The organism is Photorhabdus sp. RM96S (assembly GCF_042879335.1).
GTDB lineage: Bacteria > Pseudomonadota > Gammaproteobacteria > Enterobacterales > Enterobacteriaceae > Photorhabdus > Photorhabdus kayaii.
Genome location: NZ_JBHFKT010000056.1, coordinates 1 through 24,003, shown reverse-complemented (window position 1 = coordinate 24,003; position 24,003 = coordinate 1). Strand labels below are relative to the sequence as shown.

11 protein-coding genes and 4 pseudogenes are annotated in these 24,003 nt (G+C 46.7%); 10 read left to right on the top strand and 5 right to left on the bottom strand.

Annotated elements, in window-relative coordinates:
- Positions 1-576: 576 nt before the first annotated feature.
- Together ACGF49_RS22520 and ACGF49_RS22515 are read left to right on the top strand one after the other, a co-directional pair.
- Positions 577-1,008: a hypothetical protein gene (locus ACGF49_RS22520; protein ID WP_387492878.1), complete on the top strand. Its 432-nt coding sequence runs from the start codon at positions 577-579 to the stop codon at positions 1,006-1,008.
- An 889-nt stretch (positions 1,009-1,897) separates the two neighbouring features.
- Positions 1,898-2,512 (top strand): annotated as a pseudogene (locus ACGF49_RS22515) (IS110 family transposase); the annotation flags it as partial.
- Here ACGF49_RS22515 and ACGF49_RS22510 read toward each other — a convergent pair.
- Together ACGF49_RS22510 and ACGF49_RS22505 are read right to left on the bottom strand one after the other, a co-directional pair.
- Complete coding sequence (locus ACGF49_RS22510; RefSeq protein WP_387492875.1) at positions 2,415-2,795, bottom strand: transposase; 381 nt, start codon at positions 2,793-2,795, stop codon at positions 2,415-2,417. The pseudogene ACGF49_RS22515 and the gene ACGF49_RS22510 overlap by 98 nt on opposite strands.
- 389 nt (positions 2,796-3,184) lie before the next feature.
- The gene (locus ACGF49_RS22505) at positions 3,185-3,892 is read right to left on the bottom strand and encodes a hypothetical protein (protein WP_387492872.1); all 708 of its coding nucleotides are present in this window, start codon (positions 3,890-3,892) and stop codon (positions 3,185-3,187) included.
- Positions 3,893-4,086: 194 nt separating this feature from the next.
- On the opposite strand from ACGF49_RS22505, the pseudogene ACGF49_RS22500 reads away from it, so the two are divergent.
- From ACGF49_RS22500 to ACGF49_RS22480, 5 genes and pseudogenes are all read left to right on the top strand, one after another.
- Positions 4,087-4,335 (top strand): annotated as a pseudogene (locus ACGF49_RS22500) (transposase); the annotation flags it as partial.
- Positions 4,336-4,561: 226 nt separating this feature from the next.
- Positions 4,562-4,750: an ATP-binding protein gene (locus ACGF49_RS22495; protein ID WP_387492869.1), complete on the top strand. Its 189-nt coding sequence runs from the start codon at positions 4,562-4,564 to the stop codon at positions 4,748-4,750.
- Between the two features lie 370 nt (positions 4,751-5,120).
- The gene (locus tag ACGF49_RS22490) at positions 5,121-5,471 is read left to right on the top strand and encodes a bleomycin resistance protein (RefSeq protein WP_387492866.1); all 351 of its coding nucleotides are present in this window, start codon (positions 5,121-5,123) and stop codon (positions 5,469-5,471) included.
- 45 nt (positions 5,472-5,516) lie between these two features.
- Positions 5,517-12,116, top strand: coding sequence for an amino acid adenylation domain-containing protein (locus ACGF49_RS22485; protein ID WP_387492863.1), 6,600 nt, complete (start codon positions 5,517-5,519; stop codon positions 12,114-12,116).
- Complete coding sequence (locus ACGF49_RS22480; protein ID WP_387492861.1) at positions 12,117-18,725, top strand: amino acid adenylation domain-containing protein; 6,609 nt, start codon at positions 12,117-12,119, stop codon at positions 18,723-18,725.
- A 72-nt stretch (positions 18,726-18,797) separates the two neighbouring features.
- Here the strand turns inward: ACGF49_RS22480 and ACGF49_RS22475 are convergent, their stop codons facing one another.
- Positions 18,798-19,241, bottom strand: coding sequence for a DUF5990 family protein (locus ACGF49_RS22475; protein ID WP_387492858.1), 444 nt, complete (start codon positions 19,239-19,241; stop codon positions 18,798-18,800).
- Between the two features lie 172 nt (positions 19,242-19,413).
- Positions 19,414-20,070: an IS1595 family transposase gene (locus ACGF49_RS22470; RefSeq protein WP_387492855.1), complete on the bottom strand. Its 657-nt coding sequence runs from the start codon at positions 20,068-20,070 to the stop codon at positions 19,414-19,416.
- Between the two features lie 137 nt (positions 20,071-20,207).
- Here ACGF49_RS22470 and ACGF49_RS22465 point away from each other — a divergent pair, with 137 nt between their 5' ends.
- The 3 genes and pseudogenes from ACGF49_RS22465 to ACGF49_RS22455 form a co-directional block, all read left to right on the top strand.
- A complete protein-coding gene (locus tag ACGF49_RS22465) occupies positions 20,208-20,672 on the top strand; it encodes a transposase (RefSeq protein ID WP_387492852.1) in 465 nt (154 codons plus the stop codon).
- 526 nt (positions 20,673-21,198) lie between these two features.
- Positions 21,199-21,438, top strand: a complete 240-nt coding sequence (locus ACGF49_RS22460; RefSeq protein ID WP_387492849.1) for a hypothetical protein — start codon at positions 21,199-21,201, stop codon at positions 21,436-21,438.
- Between the two features lie 74 nt (positions 21,439-21,512).
- Positions 21,513-22,071, top strand: a pseudogene (locus tag ACGF49_RS22455) (transposase); the annotation flags it as partial.
- A 355-nt stretch (positions 22,072-22,426) separates the two neighbouring features.
- Here ACGF49_RS22455 and ACGF49_RS22450 read toward each other — a convergent pair.
- Positions 22,427-23,821, bottom strand: a pseudogene (locus tag ACGF49_RS22450) (IS1182 family transposase).
- Positions 23,822-24,003 lie beyond the last annotated feature (182 nt).

Genomic DNA, 24,003 nt, shown 5'->3' with positions numbered 1-24,003 from the left:
TCTCCTTTGTTACCGCCGGAAACGCAAGACTCGCTACGTAGTGGTCTGGCTAACTCCCTTTCTACGACGGGACTTTCACCCGCAAGAATAGTGCAGCTTTGCCCAGCGCACCGTTCATTACATTCTCCTTAGTTCGGGTACTCGTCAGGATGGTCATCATATTGGTATTGTAAATGCAAATCACTTTAAAAAATTTGTAAAGCTAGTAAAATAATATCTAATAGATTACTCGGTTGTTGGAGGGCGTTATTTTACATTCCGAATGTTGTAATGCCTGGTTACTAAGAAGGGCAGGGTTTCCCTGTCTTCTTGTGCCTAGGAAGTCAGACTGGCTATCAATAAAATCACCTATGGCTTAATCTATGAAGCATATTGATGTATATAAAGCAGTTGATTGAGTAAAACGAGCACCCGAAAAAATAGATTCGTATTCCGTGCGGTTAGATTATCCGATGCCGTTATAAAGTCCAGTCAATCAGGGTTCCTATGATGTATAGGAGCACGTTTTACACACTTTCGAATTGAAGATAGCCATAGATGCAAAAAACGAACATATATAAGTGTTGGAGTATATTCATGTTGTTGTTAAATGGAGCATTGCTCTCAACGGGTCAAGCCAAACAGGTTAATTCTCCAGAAGCTCTGGTGCGTGCTTTTCAGCAAGATTATCTAACATGGAATAATTACGCTTTTGCGTTACATGACACACATACCCCGGCTCAGGTGATGCCTCTGGCGCAGAAATCTTGGGATAGGTTGCTAACAAAATACACATTACTAGGCTTTAATGGGGAACCGATAGCTTTTGGATCCGACGCAGCCCACGATCCCCAGTGCGAACAGATCCTGTCAGTCAAAGTACATGACGACAAGGCTGTGGTAACTACGCGATTCCCGCAAACATACTACACATCCGTTTATGAGTACCATTTGATGTCTCAACATCATCGCTGGTATCTGACGCAGATTTATCTGGTGGATGATAGCGGTAAGTATCCTAGTCTATAACGATAGAGTATTAATTTGTCATAACTGATTAAACAGAAAAAAGCACTGATAAATAGTTAAAAAATAGCATTTCATAAAGTTATTGATCCTTGTAGATCATTTGACTTATGTTGTGTCAAAACTGGCTTCATGGTGAAATATTATATCTATGCATTTGTTATTAAATTATTTTTTATCATTAATGCATCTCCCATTGTTCATAATTAGCTCGAAATGGTATCTTTTGATTTGCTTGATTCTTACACGCTGTAGTTCATAAACTGATCTAGATGTTTAGTTCCAACGTTTGGTGGTACAGTGCATAGCTTAAGGAGGCACAGAGAATTGAGAAGAGTGCCCCACACATTTAGAAATTGATTCGACAGAAGCTTGAGCTACATAACAGAGATACCTGTTGTCAGGAAAAACAGATCATCAGCATTCTCCGTGAGGCTAAAGAGGTTTATTCGCACGTGAAATCTGTTGTAAGAATGTCTTCTCTGATGCCACCTTTTACACATGGCACAGGAAGTTTGATAGGATAGAGAAAATGGCTTAGCCAGTATCGTTGGTCAATAAAAATGGCCGATTTCTCTCATCTGTCTCCGAGCAGGCTGAAGCTACTAGGAGATTTGTCGATCTCAAGCTTCAGGTGGATACGATGGCAAGAGATCACTCCGGGTATGTACCGGATGACCTGCATGGCCCTATGGGTGGTGGTGAGTACGGCCCATCTCACGGTATGTGTTTCTTCAATAGAATCATTCCTTTTCTGCCCCGTGATTCTGAGGTTCATGAGCCGGAGATCCTGTATGTGCCTGTAGCACATACACTGGGGTGCAGTTGGCAGTGGTGGCCTGACCGTTATCTATCGGAAGAGGACGAAGAAGGAATAAAATTACACATTTTTTCGGTGGTGATGGAAGCTTATGCTGGTGCCCATTTCATGGCAATGAGGATCACTGATTTGGGGCATGAGGCCAGGCTGATTTCACCGCAGTTTGTCTGTCCCTTCGTCAAAAGCAACAAGAATGATTTTATTGACGCGGAAGCCATCTGTGAAGCGGCCTCACGGCCTTCAATGCGGTTTGTTCAGTCCAGAACGGAAACTCAACAAGCCATGCGAGCGCTGCGCCGTGTCCGGGAATCGCTGGTGCGGGATAAAGTGAAAGCCACCAACCAGATGCAGGCTTTCCTGCTTGAGTTTGGCATCAGTATGCCGAAGGGGATTGCCGTGATAAAACAGCTCGCCACTGTGCTGGCTGAACATGAATTTCCCCCGTATCGGGTACAGGTATTGCAGCGGTTACAGGCGCATTATCACTATCTGGTTGAATAAATCACCGAGATTGAAACCGTCCTGTCACAGGAGATTGCCCAAGATGATACCGGACAACGGCTGATGACGATCCCCGGTATTGGCCCCATCACGGCGAGTGTGCTTTCCTCACAGCTGGGTGATGGGAAACAATACGCACACAGCCGGGATTTTGCAGCCTCGACGGGATTGGTTCCCCGCCAGTACAGAGGGTGTCGCAAAAGGCCGGCATTGACAATAAACCCACAGAGATTGATTGCCTGTTATTGGGACTGACAATCCATGACAGGCTAAAAATAACCCATAATATCAGGGCAACGGCCCTTGATAAGTTATACGCTATGGCGTGCAAGGTAAATTCCACTCTGACTGCCGATAAACCTCTGCGCCGAAAACGCTCCACCCCCTGGATACCTCGTAAGGCAGAAAATACCGGTTCTACCATGACCTTTCGTTGACTCAATATCCGTTTTGACTCCGGTTTGGTCATACGTGAACGGAGCTTATCCCGCGCGTTATCTTCCAGTTAACGCTTGATTTTTCTGCATTTTTTGCCTGAGTACCCTTTTCTTTTTCCGGGCAATCGGTACAATTTGCTCCGGTATAGACCCGATACCCACGGCTTTTTTCGGACGGGCTTACTGTACTGACATGAAGTAACCTGTCATTGGCCGGACAAATATAGAGGTCTTTCTCCTCATGATAAATAAACCGCGATTTTGAGTAGATTTTTCCTGGGCTCTGTCGGTTATTACCTTCAGGACAGAACAACAGGATCGCGTGTTTTTGAGCCTCGGCGATAACCTCATCATGAAAATAACCCGCATCCAGTAAGGGGGTTTTGGGGTGACACCCAGATAGCCGATAATGTTGAGCCAGTCAATCCGCGACAACCCGTGTTTCACTGGAAGGCTCGACTGTCTGAGCAACAATGATACGGGCCTCATTGACCAAAACTGAAGGTTTATACGCACTGGGAAATCCCCGTCTCCGCTTGAGCCGCTGGAGCATCGCTTCTGGCTCTATCGGGTTGATACGTAATTGGCTGGCGTCTTTACCGTTTTTTTCACGATTTTCTTGTCGGATTTGTAAGACGGCGGCAGACTGTTCCAGTCGCCTGATTTTATCTGCTTTTTGGGGATTGGCGGGGGTGGTAGTTAACGCTTTTTTTTCTCGCAAAATCGCTTCCTGAGTCAGGAGATGATAGTGAGAACCCGCCGCTTCTATCACTGTTCCGTCCCCCGCCAGACAGGAAACACCGGATTGACTGTGATGTAATACGGATGAAGCTACCCCGTCAAAAAACGAGCCCGTCAGCGTGGATTGATGTTGATAGATGAAACGTCCAGGGCTGGCGTGATCAGGTGTCATGCCATGACTCACAAAGAGACATCCCAAATCCAGACGTGCCAGCCGTTCAAGTCCTCTGAGAGAACGGCTCCCTTTCATGAGCCCATAAAGCAGAATGCCCATCATGGAACGTGGGGAATACGGTGCTCTACCGGATGAGGCGTAATCGCGTTCGAAAGGGGCCCAATCCTGCTCATCAAGGATATCGGAGACAATAAATGCCGCGCGTTCCCCCACTTGCTTCAACTAGTCATGGAGGGAAAGAACTCCTTCCAGTACAGTTAGGTGCTGAGCGGTGACAAACTGACGCCCGGTATGAACGGAAGGTGTCAGTTGCCGTAGGAATTGAGTCATAGAAGGTCTCGTTTGGAATATTAACCCAGAGCTTAACTGATATTAGCTGATAAGGGTTAACTTTTGCGACACCCTCGTACAGTACTGGGGGCAAGACGACCTTAATGGGTATCAGTAAACGGGGTAACAAGACACTCCGGCAACTGTTGGTGCTGTGTGCCCGAACGTTCATACTGCATATCGAGCATAGAAAGGGCAAACTGGCTGACTGGGTTAAGCAGCAACTTGAACGAAAGCATTCTAATATTGTAGCCTGTGCGTTGGCGAATAAACTCGCCCGAATAGCCTGGGCCATTACGACGCGAGACACGGTATTTGTTGCCTGAAACTGACATCATTGTGAATCTATTTAACGATTACTCCACTGGTTTTGCGAAGACTGATAATTGATGACATGAATGGCCTACCGGCCTGATGAGAAACCTAACATAAAAATTGGCTCCTTGAAGCCGGCACAGTTTTAAGGTTCATCAGGCGCGGAACTCATCGAGGCGTAGGCTCCTTGCCTATAGTGACGCCGGATAGATTTAAGCAAGCCCAAAATTCATCAAAATGAGTATTGCAAAAACGAGGGCGACCATAGATTTTTATGCTCTCGTCAGTGAATGGTATGGATTGATGGAAAATCCGGCAGTTGCAGATGCGCTGTTAGACCGATTGATCCACAACGCACATCGGCTGGAATTAACAGGAGAATCGCAACGGAAAAAAAGTCTGGCTGAAGCTGCGGAAGTAAGTTAAAAAGTGAGTGGTTACGAAGAAAAGATCAGATGGCCGAACAAACCGAAATACGCAGGTGATCCCTCAGGCGCAGAGCCAATATAAATGAAGGCTATCTTGTGCAGGTTTTACTGACCGGTTTAAATGTGAATGAAAAATGAGCCTTCACGCTCTTGCCCTGATCAAATGTTGATGACATGCTAGGTAAAAATGCTGTATTCATAGTAAATCATATTTAATAGTTTATTGTTAATTCTTCATGATTTTAGGAGGTATTGTTGAATCTATTTTTATAGTCATATTACTTATTTAATGAGAGTAACGTACAGTGATTTGTCAGACAATCCTGTATGAGCGTTTAAAAATTATATATAAATAAAAGGGAAAATGTATGAGCGATTGGGAGGCTGTCCCTGTATTGGCTGCATTGGATTTAGATGAATTGGTTGACTTTTACACAAGTAAACTTGGGTTCCATTGCGACAATTTTGTTCCTAATAGATATGCGATAATTAGCAGAGGGGAGGCTGAAATCCATTTTTGGGCATGTAACGATAAGTACATTGCAGAGAACACTTCTTGCTATATTTTCGTGAAAGATATCCAAAGTGTGTTTCAAGAACTACAAGAGCAGACTGAAGTCTCTCCGCTTGCGGAAACTCCATGGGGCATGTTGGAGTTCCACCTAATTGATCCAAGTGGAAATTTACTTAAGTTTGGGCAAGCCAGTTTAGCTGTTTAACGTTCTCCCCAACTCCTGTTTATTCAAAGTATATGGACATCGAACTTGAAAAATCCATTCAAACGTATGGCTTCTTTTTCCGCTGAAAAGAAGATAGAAATTGCCAGAAAGGTCAAGCAACTAAGTAGCGCAAGCAACACTGATCAGAGTAAAAAAGAAAGGCATGCTGATGAAAAGGAGGGCGGAGAATCATTCATAGAATGGTTGAAAATTCATCATGAAAATAACAATGGAAATCAAAAAGAAGAAGCTCTGTCCCCTGTTACAAGTTCTCAGTTAAGGCTGTGGTATCTGAGTCAGATAAGCGACACCCATTCTATTGCCTACAATATTCCTGTTGCACTGCAGATAACAGGCAGTCTTGATGTTGCTAAGTTAAAGCGAAGTTTTGTAAAACTGGTTGAACGCCATGCATGCCTGAGAACGTGCTTTCCGGTGTTCGACGGCATTCCTTCTCAATGTGTCCTGGAGCAATTACAACCTGTTTTTATACAAAGTGTAAAAACACATGAAGAGGTGACTGACTACATACACAAGCGGGTAAAGATACCATTTGATTTGGAAAACGGTGCCTTGTTTAGGGTGGAATTGATGAATCTATCCAACACCGAGCATCTACTGCTGGTGTGCTTTCACCATATTATTGCCGATGGATGGTCAGTTTCAATTCTCGTTAGAGATCTCGTCGCACTCTTTACCGATGAACAGACTCTCGCACAGACTCCCCTCAATGTCAGTTACCAAGGCTATTCCCGCTGGCAGAACTCATCCGGTTATACAATGTTGACAGCAAAAAACAAACAATACTGGATTGACAGACTTACTCCTGTTCCTGAGCGGCTCAGCCTTTGTTTCGAACGGAGCATGTTGACGAAAAATCGTTCATATCATGGTGACAGCATAGACTTCAAAATAGGTGTAGAGGACGTTGCCAAGTTAAACCATTTTGCGGCACAAAACGAAGTCACATTGTACATGGTGGTGTTGGCAGCATTTAAATTGCTCCTTTTTCAGTACAGTGGTCAAACCGATATCGCTGTAGGATCACCGGTCGCAAACCGAGTCAGCTCGGAGTTGGAAAATATTGTGGGACTGTTTTCAAATACGGTCGTAGTCAGAAGCAACATCGAGCGAGGTGCAAGGGTAAAGGACTTTCTTGCAGAACTGAAACGCAGGGTACTGAGCGACTATTCTCATCAAAGTTTTCCATTCGAGGAAGTGGTTGAACAACTCAATCCTGCGCGAAGCGCAATGTTTAACCCAATCTTTCAATACATGTTTGTGATGCAAAACTCACCTAGGGAAACCTTACATACTCCGGACTTGTCTTGGAAATTGGTCCAGTGTGAAACCAACGTTTCTAAATTTGACATGAGTTTAATGCTGACAGAAACCTCAGATGGGTTACAAGGGGCTGTAGAATTCAGTACTGAGCTATTTGAAGCGCAGCACATTCGCCGTTTTGTTGAGGGCTATAAACAACTGTTGCGCAATATTGTCGATATGGCCGATAAAAAAATCCTTTCCCTCCCCACGTTGCTCAGAGAAGAACAGGTTGAGCTCGCTGCTTGGAATGACACGCATCGTGAGTGGGGCGCTGACGGTACAGTGTTGGATTTGTTTGAACAGCAGGTTCGGCTGCGACCAGATGCCGTCGCCTTGCGCTTTGCAGATCAGAGCACCAGTTATAGACAGCTTGATGAACGTGCAAACAAGATCGCACATTACCTGTTAGCCCAAGGGGTTAAACCGGATCAGAGGGTTGCGGTGTATCTTGATCGTTCACCAGACATGGTCGCTGGAATTCTGGGCATCGCAAAAGCCGGTGCTGCCTACGTCCCCTTGGATAGCAGCTACCCTGTGGAGCGGTTGGCCTTCATGCTCGAAGACAGCGATGCAACTTGCCTGTTATCCCACTCTCAGCTGCGTCGGCTGGATCTTGCTGCGTCCCGCACCCTTTATCTCGACTTATGGGGCGGTGAGAATGTGGTTGCTCATACGCCTCAGCGCGACTATGGGCCACAAAATCTTGCTTATGTCATTTATACTTCTGGCTCTACAGGCAAACCCAAAGGGGTCATGGTCAACCATCGCAGTTTGTTCAATCGAATATGTTGGATGCAGAAAGAATTTGATATTGGCCCGGCTGAGCGGATTATTCAAAAGACACCATTGAGTTTTGATGTCTCTGTTTGGGAAGTATTTTTGCCGCTAGTAACAGGGGCAACCATGGTTCTTTTGGAACGAGATAAACATAAAGATCCAGGTTACCTATACGAGGTGATCCAAAAAGAGTCAGTTTCTGTCTGTCATTTTGTCCCAGCCATGCTGAAGAGTTTTTTACAGTCCAGGAAATATTTTTCCCTGGACAGTTTGAACACCGTCATCTGCAGCGGAGAAGAACTGACAGTTCAACTGCAAAATGACTTTTATACACTTCTTGACGCACAATTGATCAACCTTTACGGGCCGACAGAATGCACGGTCGATGTCAGTTACTGGTATTGTGATCCGCTCCACAATGACAATGTCGTTCCGATTGGCAGACCCATAGCCAACAGCCAAATTTACATACTAAACCAAGATTTGAATGCCTTACCTCCAGGGTATGTCGGCGAACTTTACTTAGGTGGCGAAGGTCTCGCAAGGGGCTATTTGAACAGGCCTGAACTCACTGCTGAAAAGTTTGTTGTCAACCCTTTTGAGACTGGGACGCGCCTTTATCGAACCGGTGACAAAGCCAAATTTTTGCCTGACGGCAACGTTGTATTCATCGGCCGGCTCGACGAACAGGTTAAAGTACGAGGTTTGAGGATTGAACTAGGGGAGATCGAGCATCACCTGTGCCAGTATCCTGCACTTGTGCAAGCTGTGACTATCATTCGCGATGATGTATATGCATCCGGTGAGGCAAACCAACACATTGTTTCCTACATTGTTCCCCAGGCCGATTCTCAGCCGAAGCGGGATGCGCTTGAATGGAAGCGCATACTGTCAATCCACCTCAGCCAGTTTTTGCCTAGTTTCATGTTGCCAGATTTTTTTGTCGTCCTTGATGAGATACCCCTAAGCCCGAGTGGTAAAGTGGCAAAGACAAAGTTACCCAAGCCACAAGTAGACAGCTTGGCTAATTCTGTCTCAGTCGCCTCGACAGGTGATGAAGTTGCGGTGGCAAAAATGTGGTCAGACTTACTTGGCCTGGCGTACGACAAAATCAACATTGAGGTGAGTTTCTTTGATCTAGGTGGACACTCATTACTGTTAGGAAAGCTGACTTCCAAGATGAATTCGATTTTTAATGTCAGCGTTTCCATCAGTGACCTTTTTAATCACCCCACAATCAAACAACAGGTCGCATTTATCCGCAGTCTTGACAAAGTGGTACCTGTCGAGCTGCGCAAAATCCTAGACTCGGCCAAAGGTGCGTTATCCATGGCACAAAAACAGATGTTGGCTTTACACAATCTGTTTCCTGAAAGCCCACTCTACAATATACCTTTTGTTGCCAAAATACAGGGAAGGTTAAACAAACAAGCGTTGCGTGAATCTTTGACTCACCTGATCAACAGGCATGAGGTTCTGCGCACTGTCTATCACGAAGATGGTCAGGGTGGCATGCGTTCCAGTGTATTGCAGGACTATCTACTTCCTTTTCTGTTCCACGATCTTAGTAGTGAAGACGATGCTCATGTACGCGCTGACGAATTGGTTTCAAAAGAGCTTAATACGGTGTTTGATTTGACAAGTACGCCAATCGTGAGGGCAGTGTTGATAAAACGGTCAGCAAACGACCATGTTTTTGCTCTGACCGTGCATCATATCGGCTGTGACGGTTGGTCTTTAGGCATATTGGCAGAGGAACTAAGCCTTTGTTATTCCAAGATTGTTAAGGGTCAGACGGCAACTTTGACTGAATTGCCTTTCCAATTCGCTGATTATGTTGTCTGGGAGTCCGAATGGGCAGCAAGTGATGCCTACGCAAAAAGTTTAGATTTGTGGAAAAATCGCTTGATCGGAGCGCCACAGATCCACAATCTGCCTTTAGATTTCGCCAGGAAAGATATCATCACCTACACTGGAAATTGTTTTACCCGTAAATTGCCCACCGGGCTGTATGACGCTGTAAAAACCTTGGCTAAACAGAAACAGATAAGCGTGTTTATTTTGATTCACGCTGCATTCGCATGCTTGTTGCATCGCTATTCCGGCGACAGTGACATCGTTGTTGGCACGCCGATGCCCAATAGAAAGAGTTCGGATGTTCATGGAATTATCGGCTGCTTTGTAAATACCCTTCCTGTGCGAATCGAATTTGCTGAGTCAGATACTTTTGCCCAATTGCTTGAACAAAGTAAGCAGCGCTTACTCGAAGCATATGACAATCAGTATGTACCTTTTGTAACTATTGTAGATGAGCTTATCAGTAACCGGTTGCTCAACACCAATCCCCTGTTTCAAATTATCGTGGCGTCTGACAATTATCAAAAAGGGGAATTATCTATTGAGGGGGCCACAACATCACTGATCAGTAATCACAATTACACTGCCAAAAACGATCTTTCGCTGACACTGAACGAACACGACAACGAAGCGTCGTTGACCTGGGAGTATTCCTCCGAGCTATTCGAAACGATCTCAGTCGAGCGGATGGCCGAACGCTTCGAAACATTGTTATCATATTGTATCCGGGATCCTGCGATCCAAATGGCAGATATTCAGCTACATGACGGACTCAGGATTGAGGATTATGAAAATTTGCAAGAGTTTTCAGCGGGTGACTGTCCAACAGTAATACATCAATTCGAGCGTATCGTAAAACAGCAACCGGAAAATATTGCACTGGTTGGTGAAAAAGAGGTTTACACCTACCGTGAGTTAGACCAAAAAGCCAACCAGTTAGCTGGGTATTTGCAGTCTATCGGGGTCGGTACAGAGGATATTGTCGGCATTCATTTAGAGCGATCACCAGCATTAGTTTTAGCGGTCATGGCGGTATGGAAAGCCGGTGCGGCGTTTATGCCTATCGATATTACCTGCCCGGAAGACAGAGTACGGTACATGATCGACAACAGTGATGTGAGTACTATTATCACGGACCGACACACCCGTCAGCTCGATTATCACAGGGAAGTGGCACGAGTCGATGTGACCCATTCCCCAACCTATAGCAACTTTCCTGCTGATGGCAGCGGTTTGTATAGCGGCATTGAGCAGCAACATCTTGCTTGTGTAATGTACACGTCAGGTTCGACGGGACGACCAAAGGGCGTCATGATTGAACACCGGCAACTTCGTACTATGCAGACTTCTGATCTCGATCTTTTCGAGATTGACCAAAGTGACCGTGTACTGCAATTTTCGAATACCTCGTTTGATATTTTTCTGGAAGAACTTATCGTTGCGATGGGAGGTGGCACCAGATTGATTTTACGCGATGACGATGTGCTCGATGCCGCCGGGCAATTCTGGGCTTTTATAAAACGTCATCGCATCACAGTGGTATTGCTACCTACCTATTTTTGGCATTTGTTGTGTAAAAACATCGACCGTGTGCACTTCGACGAACAGACAAGCCTTCGTCTGGTCGTTATTGGTGGCGAAACCGCCTCGAATTCCATGTGGCACCTCTGGCATGCCCAAATGGGTAACTTGGTGCGTGTCATTAATAGCTATGGGCCGACAGAAACGACATGTTTTTCAACCTACTTTGATTTAACCGACTTAGTTGATGAGCGAGGTTTTATTCCAATAGGAAAGCCTAGGGCCGATACGTCCTGTTACATCCTCGATAAAAATGACAACTTGTGCCCGCCCGGTGTCACGGGAGAATTGGTGATTGGCGGTTGTGGAGTCACAAGAGGCTACATCAACAGCGAAGATAACCTCCATCGCTTTGTGCGCTCACCTTTCCCCGGTCAAAAGCACACTATTTTGTATAAAACGGGCGATATGGCCCGTATGATGGGAGACGGAAACATTGAGTTCATTGGCAGATGTGACCACCAGATAAAGGTAAAAGGGTATCGTGTAGACTTGTCAGAAGTGGAATCTTTAATGTTAACGATCCCACAAGTGGATGCAGCTGTATCAGTCGTTTCACGAAACGCCCAAGGCGATAATGTGATCGTCGCCTACTATGTCCTCATTGCTAATTTCCAAGGCGACTCCCTGGATGCAGGTGAGTTGAACAGGCTGATTAGAAGCAAGCTAGAAAAAAACCTGCCGTACTTCATGCAACCGGAATTTTATGTAGCAGTCCCATACATCCCACTTACCCCCAGCGGTAAAGTAGACAGGGCAAAACTTCCACAACCATCAGAATCAGACGAAATATCAAAAGAGCCGTTTATCTCTGAAACGGAAAAAATCATCGCCAAGGCTTGGGCGAGTTTAATCGATTTGGACTATGCGCACCTAGAAAGAAACTCCAACTTCTTTCACATAGGTGGTACATCATTGAAAGCAGTAAGAGCAGTACGGTTGATAAATGAAGCTTTTAACCTCGAGCTGAACGTTAAGTACATATTTCAATACAGTAAACTCAAGTGGTTGGCTGAGGTAATAGATCTTTTACGTCAGCGCAACGAAATGCGTGGGGCTGAGTCCCAGGACGACGAGGCCAATTTGGAAGAAATGGAAATTTAAATGAAAGATACACTTAAGTTATTGAAGCAATTGGCTGACCTGGGGGTGGATGTGAGCCTCAAGGACGACAACCTGAAACTCAGAGGGGTAAAAGGAAGTCTGACAGATGAGTTGGGAAGAGCTGTAAGGGAACACAAATCGGATATTGTTGAGTATCTGAAATTAACCGAGTTGCAGTTAACCGCCTCACAGAAGGTCCGGGTTGCCAAACAAACGGGTACCGAGCGTACATTTCCTCTGGGATTTCCCCAACAGCGATTGTGGTTTCTTGAACAGTTACACGGCTCGGGGCCAGCGTACACAATACCCGGAGTGATAGATATTGGCTCCTCATTTGACATTCCCTACGCCGAATCCGCATTTCGTACAATCATTGCGCGTCATCGCATATTAAGGACTGTCTATAAACAAGCAGAAGGCAGCCATGACGCGATTCAAGAAGTGCTGGATACGTTTGATTTTAGGTTGGCCAAGTACGATCTGAGCCGAGTCGACGCAGCCGATCAACACCGCAAAGTGACCGAGTACATTGCCCGGTTTAGCAAAGACAAATTCGACATCAGCCGAGACCTGGTGATCCGTGCCAGCTATGTTTCCTTATCCGATACCACAGGCATTTTACTTTATAACATTCACCATATTGCGGTGGATGGTTGGTCCATTCATTTGTTGGAAAAGGAATTTCTATACATTTACGACAGGTTGATTTCCGGCGAGCCAATCGAGCTGGAACCACCTCAAATCGAATATACAGATTTTGCAGTGTATCAGCGTCAATGGTTGGATAGTGCAGACAAGCAGGCTCAACTAGAGTACTGGCAGAAAAAACTTGCCAGAATGCCTGTTGCACATAATTTCCCACTTGATTTCAATCGACCTCAAAAGCAAAGCTACCAGGGCGAAAGTAAAGCATTTACGCTACCCCCAGAGCTAACGGAACAGATAAGGGCCTTACTGAAGACATGCAATGTGACATTGTTTATGTTCCTGCATGCGGCCTTTTCGTTACTTTTATCTAGGTATTCAGACAGTCGTGACATAATCATAGGCGCACCCGTGGCCAATCGTCTGCAGCGGGAATTGGAGGACGTCATCGGCTTTTTTGCCAATACTTTGGTACTGCGAACCGATTGTGACACAGACATATCGTTTTTGTCATATTTGCAGCAGGTCAAGCAGACCAACCTCGATGCTCAAGCGCATCAAGATCTGCCTTTTGAATATCTGGTGGAGCAGCTAAATCCGGCAAGAAGTGCAGCACATACCCCCCTGTTTCAAATTATGATGACGCTGAACAACAATGAAGTCGTTGGCAGTGAATATAATTTTCCTGAATATTCCAGTCGGTACTTATTGCCAAAGGTGTCGAAGTTTGACTTGACCCTGCATGGGTTTGAAACCGTTGAAAATTTAAGTCTGGTGTTTGAATACAATACATCATTGTTCACTCGGGAAACAGTCGATAGGCTATCCGAGCATTTTATCGCCCTGTTGAATAATATTTGTCAGCAACCTGAGTTGCCCATGTATAGGCTCGGTATTTTCACGGAGGCTGAACGAGCGCTGCTTGCTCCAGACATGAACAATAGTCCCGACTCGACTGGTGGGTATGTTCATACTTTGCTTGAAGAAAGGGCCAAACTGACACCACAGAGCATAGCGATCAGTTTTGGTGAGTTTTGGCTAACCTATGCAGAGTTTAATGAACGTGCTAATCAAGCTGCCGATTTGTTGATGCGATTGGGGGTGAGCCCAGGTGACTATGTGGGCCTATGCATGGAACGCTCGATTGAGCTGATGATCAGCCTCACCGCCATCCTTAAATGCAGGGCAGCCTATGTGCCGCTGGATGTCAGTCTGCCTACCAAGAGATTGCAGTTTATCGTAAAAAACTCCGCTATTTGCTTGCTCGTCACTCAGCAAAAGCAGACTGAGATGCAGCAATATGCCAAAGCTGAAGGCACACGGTTTGTCTGTCTGGATGCGCCGGAAACGCATGTGGAGCTTGCGCAATGTAACACTACAAATCCACTCTTCGATGACAACTCGCCAGATACAGGCCAGTTATTTGTGATGTATACGTCAGGCTCGACAGGGGAACCCAAAGGGGTAGTGCAGACGCACCGAATGATGAATAATCTAGTGCATGCCCAGGCTCGTCAGTTTAATGTTACCGTCCCCTTAACCACACTGCAATTTGCACCTGTGACCTTTGATGCCTCTATTCACGAATTGGCTACCTGCTGGCTGACTGGCGGCAAACTGGTGATGATCTCGGAGCAGCAGAAAAAGGATTTGCCCAGTTTGCATAAGCTTTTAGCTTCACAGCAAATCGAACGTATATTTATTCCGCCCTCCGTGTTGAATGTCGTAGCGGAGTCACTGCAGTTGGATACCGGGAGCCTGCCTTCTTTGCAGGAAATCTTCGCTTCAGGAGAGGCGCTCGTGTTGTCCGAACCTCTTGCTCAATTTCTTACATCTCATTCCGTCTGTCGGCTGTTCAACTACTATGGCCCGACAGAAACTCATGTCGTGACAGGTGGTCAAGTGGTTGACTACCGGGCAGGTACCGCCCCGTCCATCGGGCGACCGCTGATAAATGTCTGCTGCAGGGTGTTGGACAGTCATCTGGGAGAGGTGCCTTTCGGAGCCATTGGTGAGTTGTATGTGTCTGGCCCCTGTCTGGCTGATGGCTACCTGAACAGGCCCAAGTTGACCGATGAGCGTTTTGTGAAAAACCCTGCCCAACCGGACGAGCTGATGTATAAAACGGGCGACCTGGTTCGTTGGCTGCCTGATGGACAACTTGAGTTCATTGGCCGTGAAGATCATCAAATCAAATTGCGAGGCTTTCGGATAGAGTGCCGTGAGATAGAGCACCACCTTTGTATGCACCCCAAAGTCAGCAAAGCGGTTGTTCGCGCCATGGGTGAGGGGGAAAGCAAGCGGTTGTTTGCCTATATAACAGTGCCGCAATGTGACGTATCGGATAAGGACACAGAGGCGCAAATCCGCCAAGTCTTGGTCAACAATCTACCATACTACATGATGCCCGATAAAGTGATCATGATCGAGCAGTTTCCGCTCAGCCACAATGGCAAAATCGATCTTGATCAATTACCAAACCCATTTGATGGGGCATTGGAAAACGATGGCGGGCATAAAACCGCCTTTGAGAACCGCTTGTCTGAACTTTGGGGCCGCTTATTAAAATGCGATGCAGAGACCATCATTCCGCAGTCGAACTTTTTTTCGCTTGGGGGGCACTCGTTGTTGGCTGCCAGAATGGTAAGCCATGTACGGGCTGAGTTTAATAAAGATCTGACATTGAGTGAGGTGTTCGAAAATCCTACTTTACAAAGGATTGCCGCGCTGATTGAAAGTCGTGAAACGAAACGTATATTGCCCCCAGTTGAAAAACTGGCGCATACCCCTGACTGGCATCCGTTGTCATACGCACAGGCGAGAATTTGGTTTATCTATTCCATGTACCCTAATAGCACCGAATACAATTTGTCGGGTGCATTGCGAGTCTCAGGGATTTTCCGATGTGACTTCGCCCAGGTCGTGCTGACAGATATCATTCGCAAGCATGCCCCGTTGCGGTCTATTTACAAAAAAGCAATCGATGGCAACGGCCTACAACAATTCCGCGAAGAGTTTGAGTTTACCCTTAGGCAACAAGACGTTTCACAGTTGCCGTTTGATCAGCAAAACGCAGCAGTCCGCGAATTGCTTCAGGCAGAAGAGGGGTATCAATTCGATCTATATAACGACCTACCGTTCAGGGTTCTGTTTCTTCGTACTGCCGAAAATGAAGGCATTCTTTGTTATACAGCCCATCACATTGTTGTCGATGGTTGGTCACTAAACATCCTTGCTAATGAATTTGTTGAACGTTATGAAGCTCTGCTTGCCAGAACATCGATTCCGCAAGAGCAACTAGCCATAAGTTACGCCGATTATGTTGCGTGGCAGAGGCAGTGGCTGAATGACTCACAGCTTGAGAAGCAGTTGGCACACTGGCATAACTATCTGGACAATATTCCGACCGTTCATAAGCTACCTCTCGATCATGCTCGCTCACACGCGCACAGGAAGCAGGGCAACTATCACCAGCAGACTTTGCAACATGACATATTCAGGCACTTAGAGAATGTGTGCCAGGCACAAAACGTTACCTTGTTTATGTGTTTGCAAACGGTATTTGCTGTGCATTTGAGTCGTTGGAGTGATGAGCTTGATATTGTCATGGGAGTGCCGATAGCAGGGCGAACAGATCAAGCTTTGGAAAGCATGATTGGGCTTTTCCTGAATACCATAGTGTTTCGGACGAAATTGGACGACAATCCCAACTTCCTGGAATTATTGGCGCGCACTAGGGCCGATCATATCCTTGCCAGTGAAAACGGTGATGTGCCATTCGAGTTATTGGTCGAACGGATTAACCCGCAGCGCAGCACTCTGCATTCACCCGTGTTTCAGATCATGATCAACATGAATAACACAGAATCTTCAATTATGCCTTTCTCTGGTTTGGATTTCAGCCAGATGGAAGAGATGTATCAGGTGGACAACAAGTACGATATTACGCTTTACATCCAAGAGGTGGACTCGGAACAGGGTAAGACTCTAAATTTCAATTGGGTTTATGATGCGGGCATTTTTGATGCGCAAACGATGGTTACAATGTCTGGCGAGTTTATCTACTTGTTAGACCGCCTTCTCTGCCTGCCCCATATTGCCGTGTTGGAGCACTATTGGTTAAATGCCGGGGTTTTGCCGTCCGTCGGTTATCTAACAAACAGCGAAGAATGGGACCTAGTGCATCGTTTTGAATCGGTCGCGTGTTCGACACCACAGCAGATCGCATTAGAAGATGGTGTCAATACCCTAAGTTATCAAGAACTCAACATGTGGGTGAATCAGACCGCCCGTTATCTGACAAACGTCTATAGTGTTTCCGCAGGTCATCGTATCGCCGTGGGTATGGAGAGAACTGTAGGGCGTGTTGTGGTTATTCTGGCATTGTTTAAGCTCGGGGCGGTTTACGTTCCCTTAAGCAAAGAGTTTCCGCTGGACAGGTCATTGATGATGATTTCAGATGCCGAAGTCAAACTAACTTTAACAGACAAAGCCAGCCTGTCTTGGCTAAGGATAGAAGTGGTACCAGTACCGGTTCTGGTTGTGGACGGCAACCAGACAATTCAGGGGGTTCGACAGGAAGACGACACAAACATTCCGTTGCCGATGCTGGAGGCAAACAGCCCCAGTCATATCATTTTCACGTCAGGCTCGACAGGCCGACCCAAAGGTGTGCTTGGTAACCGTGGTGCTCTTAATGGTCGCATAGGGTGGATGTTGGACAGGTTTACATATGCAACAGATGAGGTCGCCTGCCACATCACTTCCATGGTTTTCATTCGGGGATTGTGGGAACTGATGGTACCTCTTTGCGGTGGTGTAAAGCTGTCTTTGTGTTCCCGTGACCTTATACTCGACTCTGGCCTGATGTGTGAAACTCTTCAGGACTCTGGTATTACACGGATTGTAACTTCTCCATCCTATATGCATACCCTTTGCGATGATCTGCACAAGCAAGGGCAAACGTTAGAGCGATTGAAGTACTGGTTTGTGAGTGGTGAAGCATTACCACTTGACTACATTCGACAAGCAAAGAAAGTTTGTCCTAACACGCAGTTCTTCAACCTATACGGCTCCACGGAGGTGATGTCCGATGTACTCTATTACCAAGTCGACGAAACCGATGATGGGGCCTATGCTCCGCTAGGTAAACCGATCTTGGGTACCCGTGTTGCCGTGCTGGGAAGAAACAACTTGGCCGTTCCACCTGGAGTTGTGGGTGAGATTGTGGTGACAGGAGAGTGTGTTAGCTTGGGCTATCTAGGTCCACTTGCTGCCACATTGAACGAGTCCAAATTTACGTTGCTGGACGATTCGCGCAGTTACCGTACAGGTGATTATGGGTTGGTGTCATCAAACGGCAATATTCTTTATGTAGGTAGGAAAGACGATGAGCTGAAGGTTAGAGGCTATCGTGTCAACCCAAGTGAAGTCGAGCATTATATCCGCCGTTGTGACGCTATTCATTCGGTGGCAGTTTGCCCCAGTGATGCAGACCCCTCGACCTGCCAGCTAGTTGCCTACCTTGTGTTAGTACAAGACTATCCAGTTGAAGGGGACGAAGTGAAGCACACTGTCCAGCAGATACGTTTGGAAATCGCCCGCTATTTGCCGGATTATATGTTGCCTGCAGATTACCTGATCGTTGAACAGCTGCCCCTGAAAGCCAACGGCAAAGTGGACAAGCATGCATTGTCCACGTCGGCTGCAATGCGTGTTGATAATACGTATGTAGAGGCAGTGACTGAACTGGAAAAAGCCGTTGTGCGTGTATGGAAAGAGGTGTTAGGCCTGGAACTGGTGAGTGTTGATGCCAACTTTTTCGCAATAGGAGGACATTCACTCGCTGCAATGCGCATTATTGATCGGCTGGACAGGGACTTGGGGCTGAAAATCTCTCCCATACAGCTGTTCGACAATCCTACTGTGGCACAATTTTGCCAGTTTCTGGAAGTAGCAAGCTAGCCGGCCTGCAAGGCCTTCTGGCTTAGTCAAGGTAAAGCAGGATATCAGCTTTACCTTGATGAGTCACAGGGCTTAATTGTTTAACATTGTCCAGTGTTCACCTACACCTAGAGCATGCCAGTCCTTCAATACACCCCATTCGGGTGCACTCCCGTCTGTGACCAAGGGGGTATTTTGCCGTAGTGATTGCTCAACCAACGGCCAGGAAATCAACAATGCAACTTTCAGACGATTAATGATTTCTTGTTCACCATCTTCAAAGCGCCAGGTGATGTACAAATGTTTTGTTGCCCCGGTACCATGGACCTGGGAGCCGAAACATCTGGTCATGCCGTCAACATCCTTGACCCGTACTTTGGTGTCAAATGCAAGCAAACCATTCAGCTCTTTCCCGCTGTGTAACAAAAATTTTTCTTTTTCCTGTAAGCCAAACAATGTTGGGCGATTGCGGTGCACAGCCGGTGCTTTTCTAGTCAATATTCTTAAATTGATTTCCATTTGTTTATTTTCTGTCATGGTAAACTCCCAATAGCGAATCAGCCGACTATATCACTTAATACTACAGTCGTGCTCCGTATTGTGTCATTATATGGTTCTCTTCTTCCTCACACCAAGCTGTCTTTTAGTCACAATTTTTTATCATGCTGTTTTTTATATGAATTATTTTGGGGGCTGTCCTAGATAGCGATTATATTTTTCCCTTAACTATTTGTTTTATAATATGTAATTGGTCTTTTACACCCAGTGTATTAAATCTCCACTCACATTCCTTGAGAAAGAGCTCAAAATGTTCCTTTGGTATGCCATTAAATTTACGCATATGACGTTTGGCTTGGTTCCAAAAGTTCTCTGTCCCATTGATATGGTTTTGACCATTTTTAGCGTCTACAAACTCCGTGCTATGGTTAATTCGATAGTGTTTAAAATCGGACACGTCCAGCACATCATAGCTGGCAAAATTGTCTGTGTAGACCAGGCTGTCAGGCTTAATTTTCGCCGTGATTATCGGCATCAAGGTATCGGATTTAGCGTTAGGTATTAGGCGAGTGTAGACCTTACCTCCTCGCTTGAGAAGCCCGAAAACAGGGACTTTTCCGGCTGAACCTCGCCCGCGTTTTCCCTTACGTTTACCCCCGAAATAGCTTTCGTCTATCTCGACTTCACCTTCAAACATGGAGTGTTCATCGACATAATCAGCGATAAGGACTCTGAGGCGGTGAAAAGAGTAAGCTGAAGTCGTTTTGTTGACCCCCACTAACTCAGCCGCAGTGCGAGCTGTAGCCCCTGCCACGAAGAGCTCCTGAAGACGTTTTTGCTTGTATTGGCTAATCCGACTTTTTCTCATTTGGATATCCTAGATCAAATGACTTATCTAGGACAGCCCCTTATTTTGAACCTCTCGATACAGTGCTAAAAAATGTTTTATTTAAAATCAGATAGATAGTTTTCTCAAATTACGGTCATTTGACCGTAATTTGAGATGTGACTAAAAGACAGCACACCAAGGGGGGATCCCATGACCTCACCTGTCAACATCTGGGAACAGAAACTGCTGCCGTCCATTCCCGTCTGGCTTCACTGTTTCGCACTGTAGCCTCTCAACAACATTGTTTGGATTATCTTCGGGGATTGCTCAGTGATGTTGAACGTAAAAATGGATGGCAACTGGCAGAATGGCTGGGTGAACGCTCACCTGATGGCATTCAGTATTTTCTGGAACGCGCCCTTTGGGATGCCGACGCTGCCCGCGACATTCTGCGTGACTATGTGACTGAACATCTCGGGGATGAGCAAGGTATCCTCATCGTTGATGAAACCGGTTTTATCAAAAAAGGAACTCATTCTGCCGGAGTACAGCGTCAGTATAGTGAGACGGCGGGACGGGTAGAAAACAGTCAGATAGGCGTTTTTATGCTACGCGGGCAACGGCGGCCATGCCTTTATTGACCGGGACTTATACCTGCCTAAACAGTGGACTGAGGATCGCCCCCGTTGTGGGGTCGCTGGGTCACGGCCGATGCGGTGTATGGTCGTGACCGCCACGGCTGGAATCCCGGCATCAGCCGTTTGTATTGGCGCTCCCCAGAAATCAACGACTCTGGTGGCAACAGCCTCGGTTTGTCAGGGCAGATACGATTGCAGATAGCCTGACACTGGAGGATTGGAAAAAAACTCTCAGCGGGGTCGGGGACAAAAGGAGAACGGTGGGATGACTGGGCGCGGATCCCTCTCCGGCGTTCACAGATAAGTGAAACGGAGCCGTGTTATGGTCATTATTTGCTGCTCCGGCGCAACCGGGATGAAAAGCAAGAACGGGCTTACTATATCGTCTATGCCCGCGAAGACCAGGCTGACCTCAACACGCTGGTTCAGGGGGCCGGACATCGCAGGGAAATAGAAAGGGGAATGCGGTCTGGATCATTACGAAGTGTGATAATGAAAAAGTTGGTATCGGCATACTACGCTGTCGTTATTGACTCATGCAGTTCTGGCTATTTTGCGACTCCAGGAGAAAAAAACGCCAGAGGGACTGATAGCCCTGAGTGTGTCCGAACTGCGTAAGCTGCTGTCAAAACTGATGGTAAAGGCCGGGGAAACCGTAGAACAGATTTTATATTGGTCAAACTGGCGACGACGACATCAATACCGCGCGCAACAATTTCATTACTGCCGCCGAGAAGGACATTTGGTCACAGAGAAGTTACGACTGTAGTACTAAGGAAGATGAGAATAAGTCCCTGCTGTGAGATCATAGCGGCACAACAAATCATAAAGCACCGAATTCCCATAAGTCAGCAGTTAACCTTTTCCGAATGTGAGTTTTCCAGTAAACGCTGCCAAACGCGTAAAGAGATTTTCTTATCCCGGATGGATAACCTGTTACCGTGGTCGCAATTGCTGGAACGTGACCGCAATGGCAGTTTCGAACCTAAGCTTATCAAAAAAGGCGAGAAACAACTCGGCGGTTTTGCTGAACACATCGTCTCCCGGTATGCCAGAGGTATGTCTACCCGCGATATCTAGGCGCATTTCGAAGAAACCTATGGCGTTGAAGTCTCTGCGGCTTTTATCTCACAGGTGAGCAATGCCGTGCTGGATGAGGTCAAAGCTTGGCAACAGCGACCACTCACCTCAGTTTATCCAATCGTCTATCTGGGTAGCTTAGTGGTGCTTAGCCGCGATACCGGCAGCATCCAGCATAAGTCGATGTATCTGGCTCTGGGCGTGAACACCGATGGCGAGATAGAGTGACTGGGCCTGTGAATTGCCCAAACTGAGGGGACAAAAATTCTGGTTGTCGGTGATGAATGCGCTGAAAAACCGCAGCGTGGAAGATATCTTTATTTTTCCATATGAAAGGTAAATCTATGGTCACCCTCGTTTTTGCAATACTCATTTTGATGAATTTTGGGCTTGCTTAAATCTATCCGGCGTCACTATAGGCAAGGATGCCCGCGCCTCGATGAGTTCCGCGCCTGATGTTCCTAAAAAACCACTCGGCTTTGATAAGCCATCTTAACCTTTAGGTTTCTCATCAGGCCGATAGGCCGTTCATGTCATCAATTATCAGTCTTCGCAAAACCAGTGAGGTAACAGACCGCTGACAAACCTCGTTGAAAATAACGAGGCTTGTTCCTTTCATTAGGAATCATAATGCCTCCATTTTCCTCATTAAACCGATTTAATCGCCCGACAAGGCGTTATTTTCGCTTCTCCTGCCATGAAAGGCTCGCTCTCCAGAAATAAAAACAACACAGCATCGCGACCAGCAAGGCTATCTTCTTGATATTTTGGGCTGTTGCCGCCAGCAGACACGGTATCTGAACTTTCAGTAACCCACGGAAACGGACATAGCGGTGCCCATGATGCTGCTTCGCATCCGCAAAACTGCGTTCTATCGTCTCCTTTCGCCGCTTGTCGGTCTTTTTACCCCACTCCGTTAGCCGGTTTTCCCTGGCCTGCTCCTTACTCTCCTCCCAGATATGACGGGTTATCTTTTTGCCTCCTTTGGCCTGTGTACAGGACGCGCGTTTCGGGCAATACTGGCAGATAGCCGCCGCGGCCTGACAATGCCGGTATCCCTCTCGGCGGGTCGTTTTATCAATCAACTTTTCGCCCTGAGGGCACACATAGCAGTCCTCCTGCTTGTCATAGGTAAAATGTTTCTTCTGGAAAACATTCGCCCCCTTATTCGGACGGCGGTAACCGATTATCGGTACGACACCTGACTGTTCCGTTAAGTAACAAACCGGGGCCGTAAAATGGCCTGCATCCAACCCAATTGCGAGGGGATTGAGGGCAAAACGCTCTAACTGACGCGTCAAACGCTTGATAAAAGGCTGGCTGTCGTGGACATTACCCGGTGTGGCGTAGGTATCGGTGATAATACCGACTTGCCCATCCACGGTACGATGGTCAAGGTAAAAGAACCCCCGGGGTTTGTTGGTCCGGTGCATAAACCCGCTTTCCGGATCGGTGGGACTAACCTTCGTCTTTCTCTGCCGTTCCTTAAGGGCTGGCTTCAGGCTTTTTTTCCGGCTGCCGCCCGGTCTTCAGTGACGGCTTTATCCAGTGCGTCAAAATAGGTGCCGGGGGGAACCGGCCGCATGACATTTTCCGATTTATGCGGATTGGCGCTGGCTTTCAGGTGGGTACTGTCGGTATAGAGTACGCGTCCGCCTACGAATCCTTTGACCATCGCCTGTTCAACAATGTGGTCAAAAATCTGCTGGAAGACTGCGGTATGATTGAAACGGCGGCGGTTCTGGCTCAGGGTTGAGGCATCAGGGACCTTTTCTGTCAGTCCGAGGCGCAGAAACCAGCGGTAAGCCACATTAACCTGAATTTCCTGTACCAGACAGACGGCGTTCACTGGGGATGCCAAACAAGTAGCCGAGTAACATCATTTTAATCAGCATGACCGGATCGATAGCAGGACGGCCATTATTGTGGCAATACAACGGGGCGACTCATTCGCGGATAAATTCGAAATCAATGGCGGCATTGACTTGACGGACCAAATGATTTTTAGGGACCAGCTCGTCAAGCGAGAGCGTTTCGGGCGGGAAAGTCTGGAGAGGGGGTGTTCTTAACATGGTGGCAAGCTCCGTTGAGTGAACGGAACTTAATTAAAACAAAGTGCCGGATAAAAAACCAGCACTTTGTCAATCATAACCACCCGCATAGCGGGTGGTTTGCTCTAGCCCTATAAGGGCATGTTACCGACCGCGCCTAAATGACGCCGCTTTCTCTTTGTTCAAGCTAAAGGGTCATTGTC

Coding starts and splice junctions, on each gene's coding strand:
- ACGF49_RS22470 (WP_387492855.1), bottom strand. CDS start 20,070: ATGAGAAAAAGTCGGATTAGCCAATACAAGCAAAAACGTCTTCAGGAG.
- ACGF49_RS22475 (WP_387492858.1), bottom strand. CDS start 19,241: ATGACAGAAAATAAACAAATGGAAATCAATTTAAGAATATTGACTAGA.
- ACGF49_RS22520 (WP_387492878.1), top strand. CDS start 577: ATGTTGTTGTTAAATGGAGCATTGCTCTCAACGGGTCAAGCCAAACAG.
- ACGF49_RS22490 (WP_387492866.1), top strand. CDS start 5,121: ATGAGCGATTGGGAGGCTGTCCCTGTATTGGCTGCATTGGATTTAGAT.
- ACGF49_RS22495 (WP_387492869.1), top strand. CDS start 4,562: ATGAGTATTGCAAAAACGAGGGCGACCATAGATTTTTATGCTCTCGTC.
- ACGF49_RS22480 (WP_387492861.1), top strand. CDS start 12,117: ATGAAAGATACACTTAAGTTATTGAAGCAATTGGCTGACCTGGGGGTG.
- ACGF49_RS22510 (WP_387492875.1), bottom strand. CDS start 2,795: ATGACCAAACCGGAGTCAAAACGGATATTGAGTCAACGAAAGGTCATG.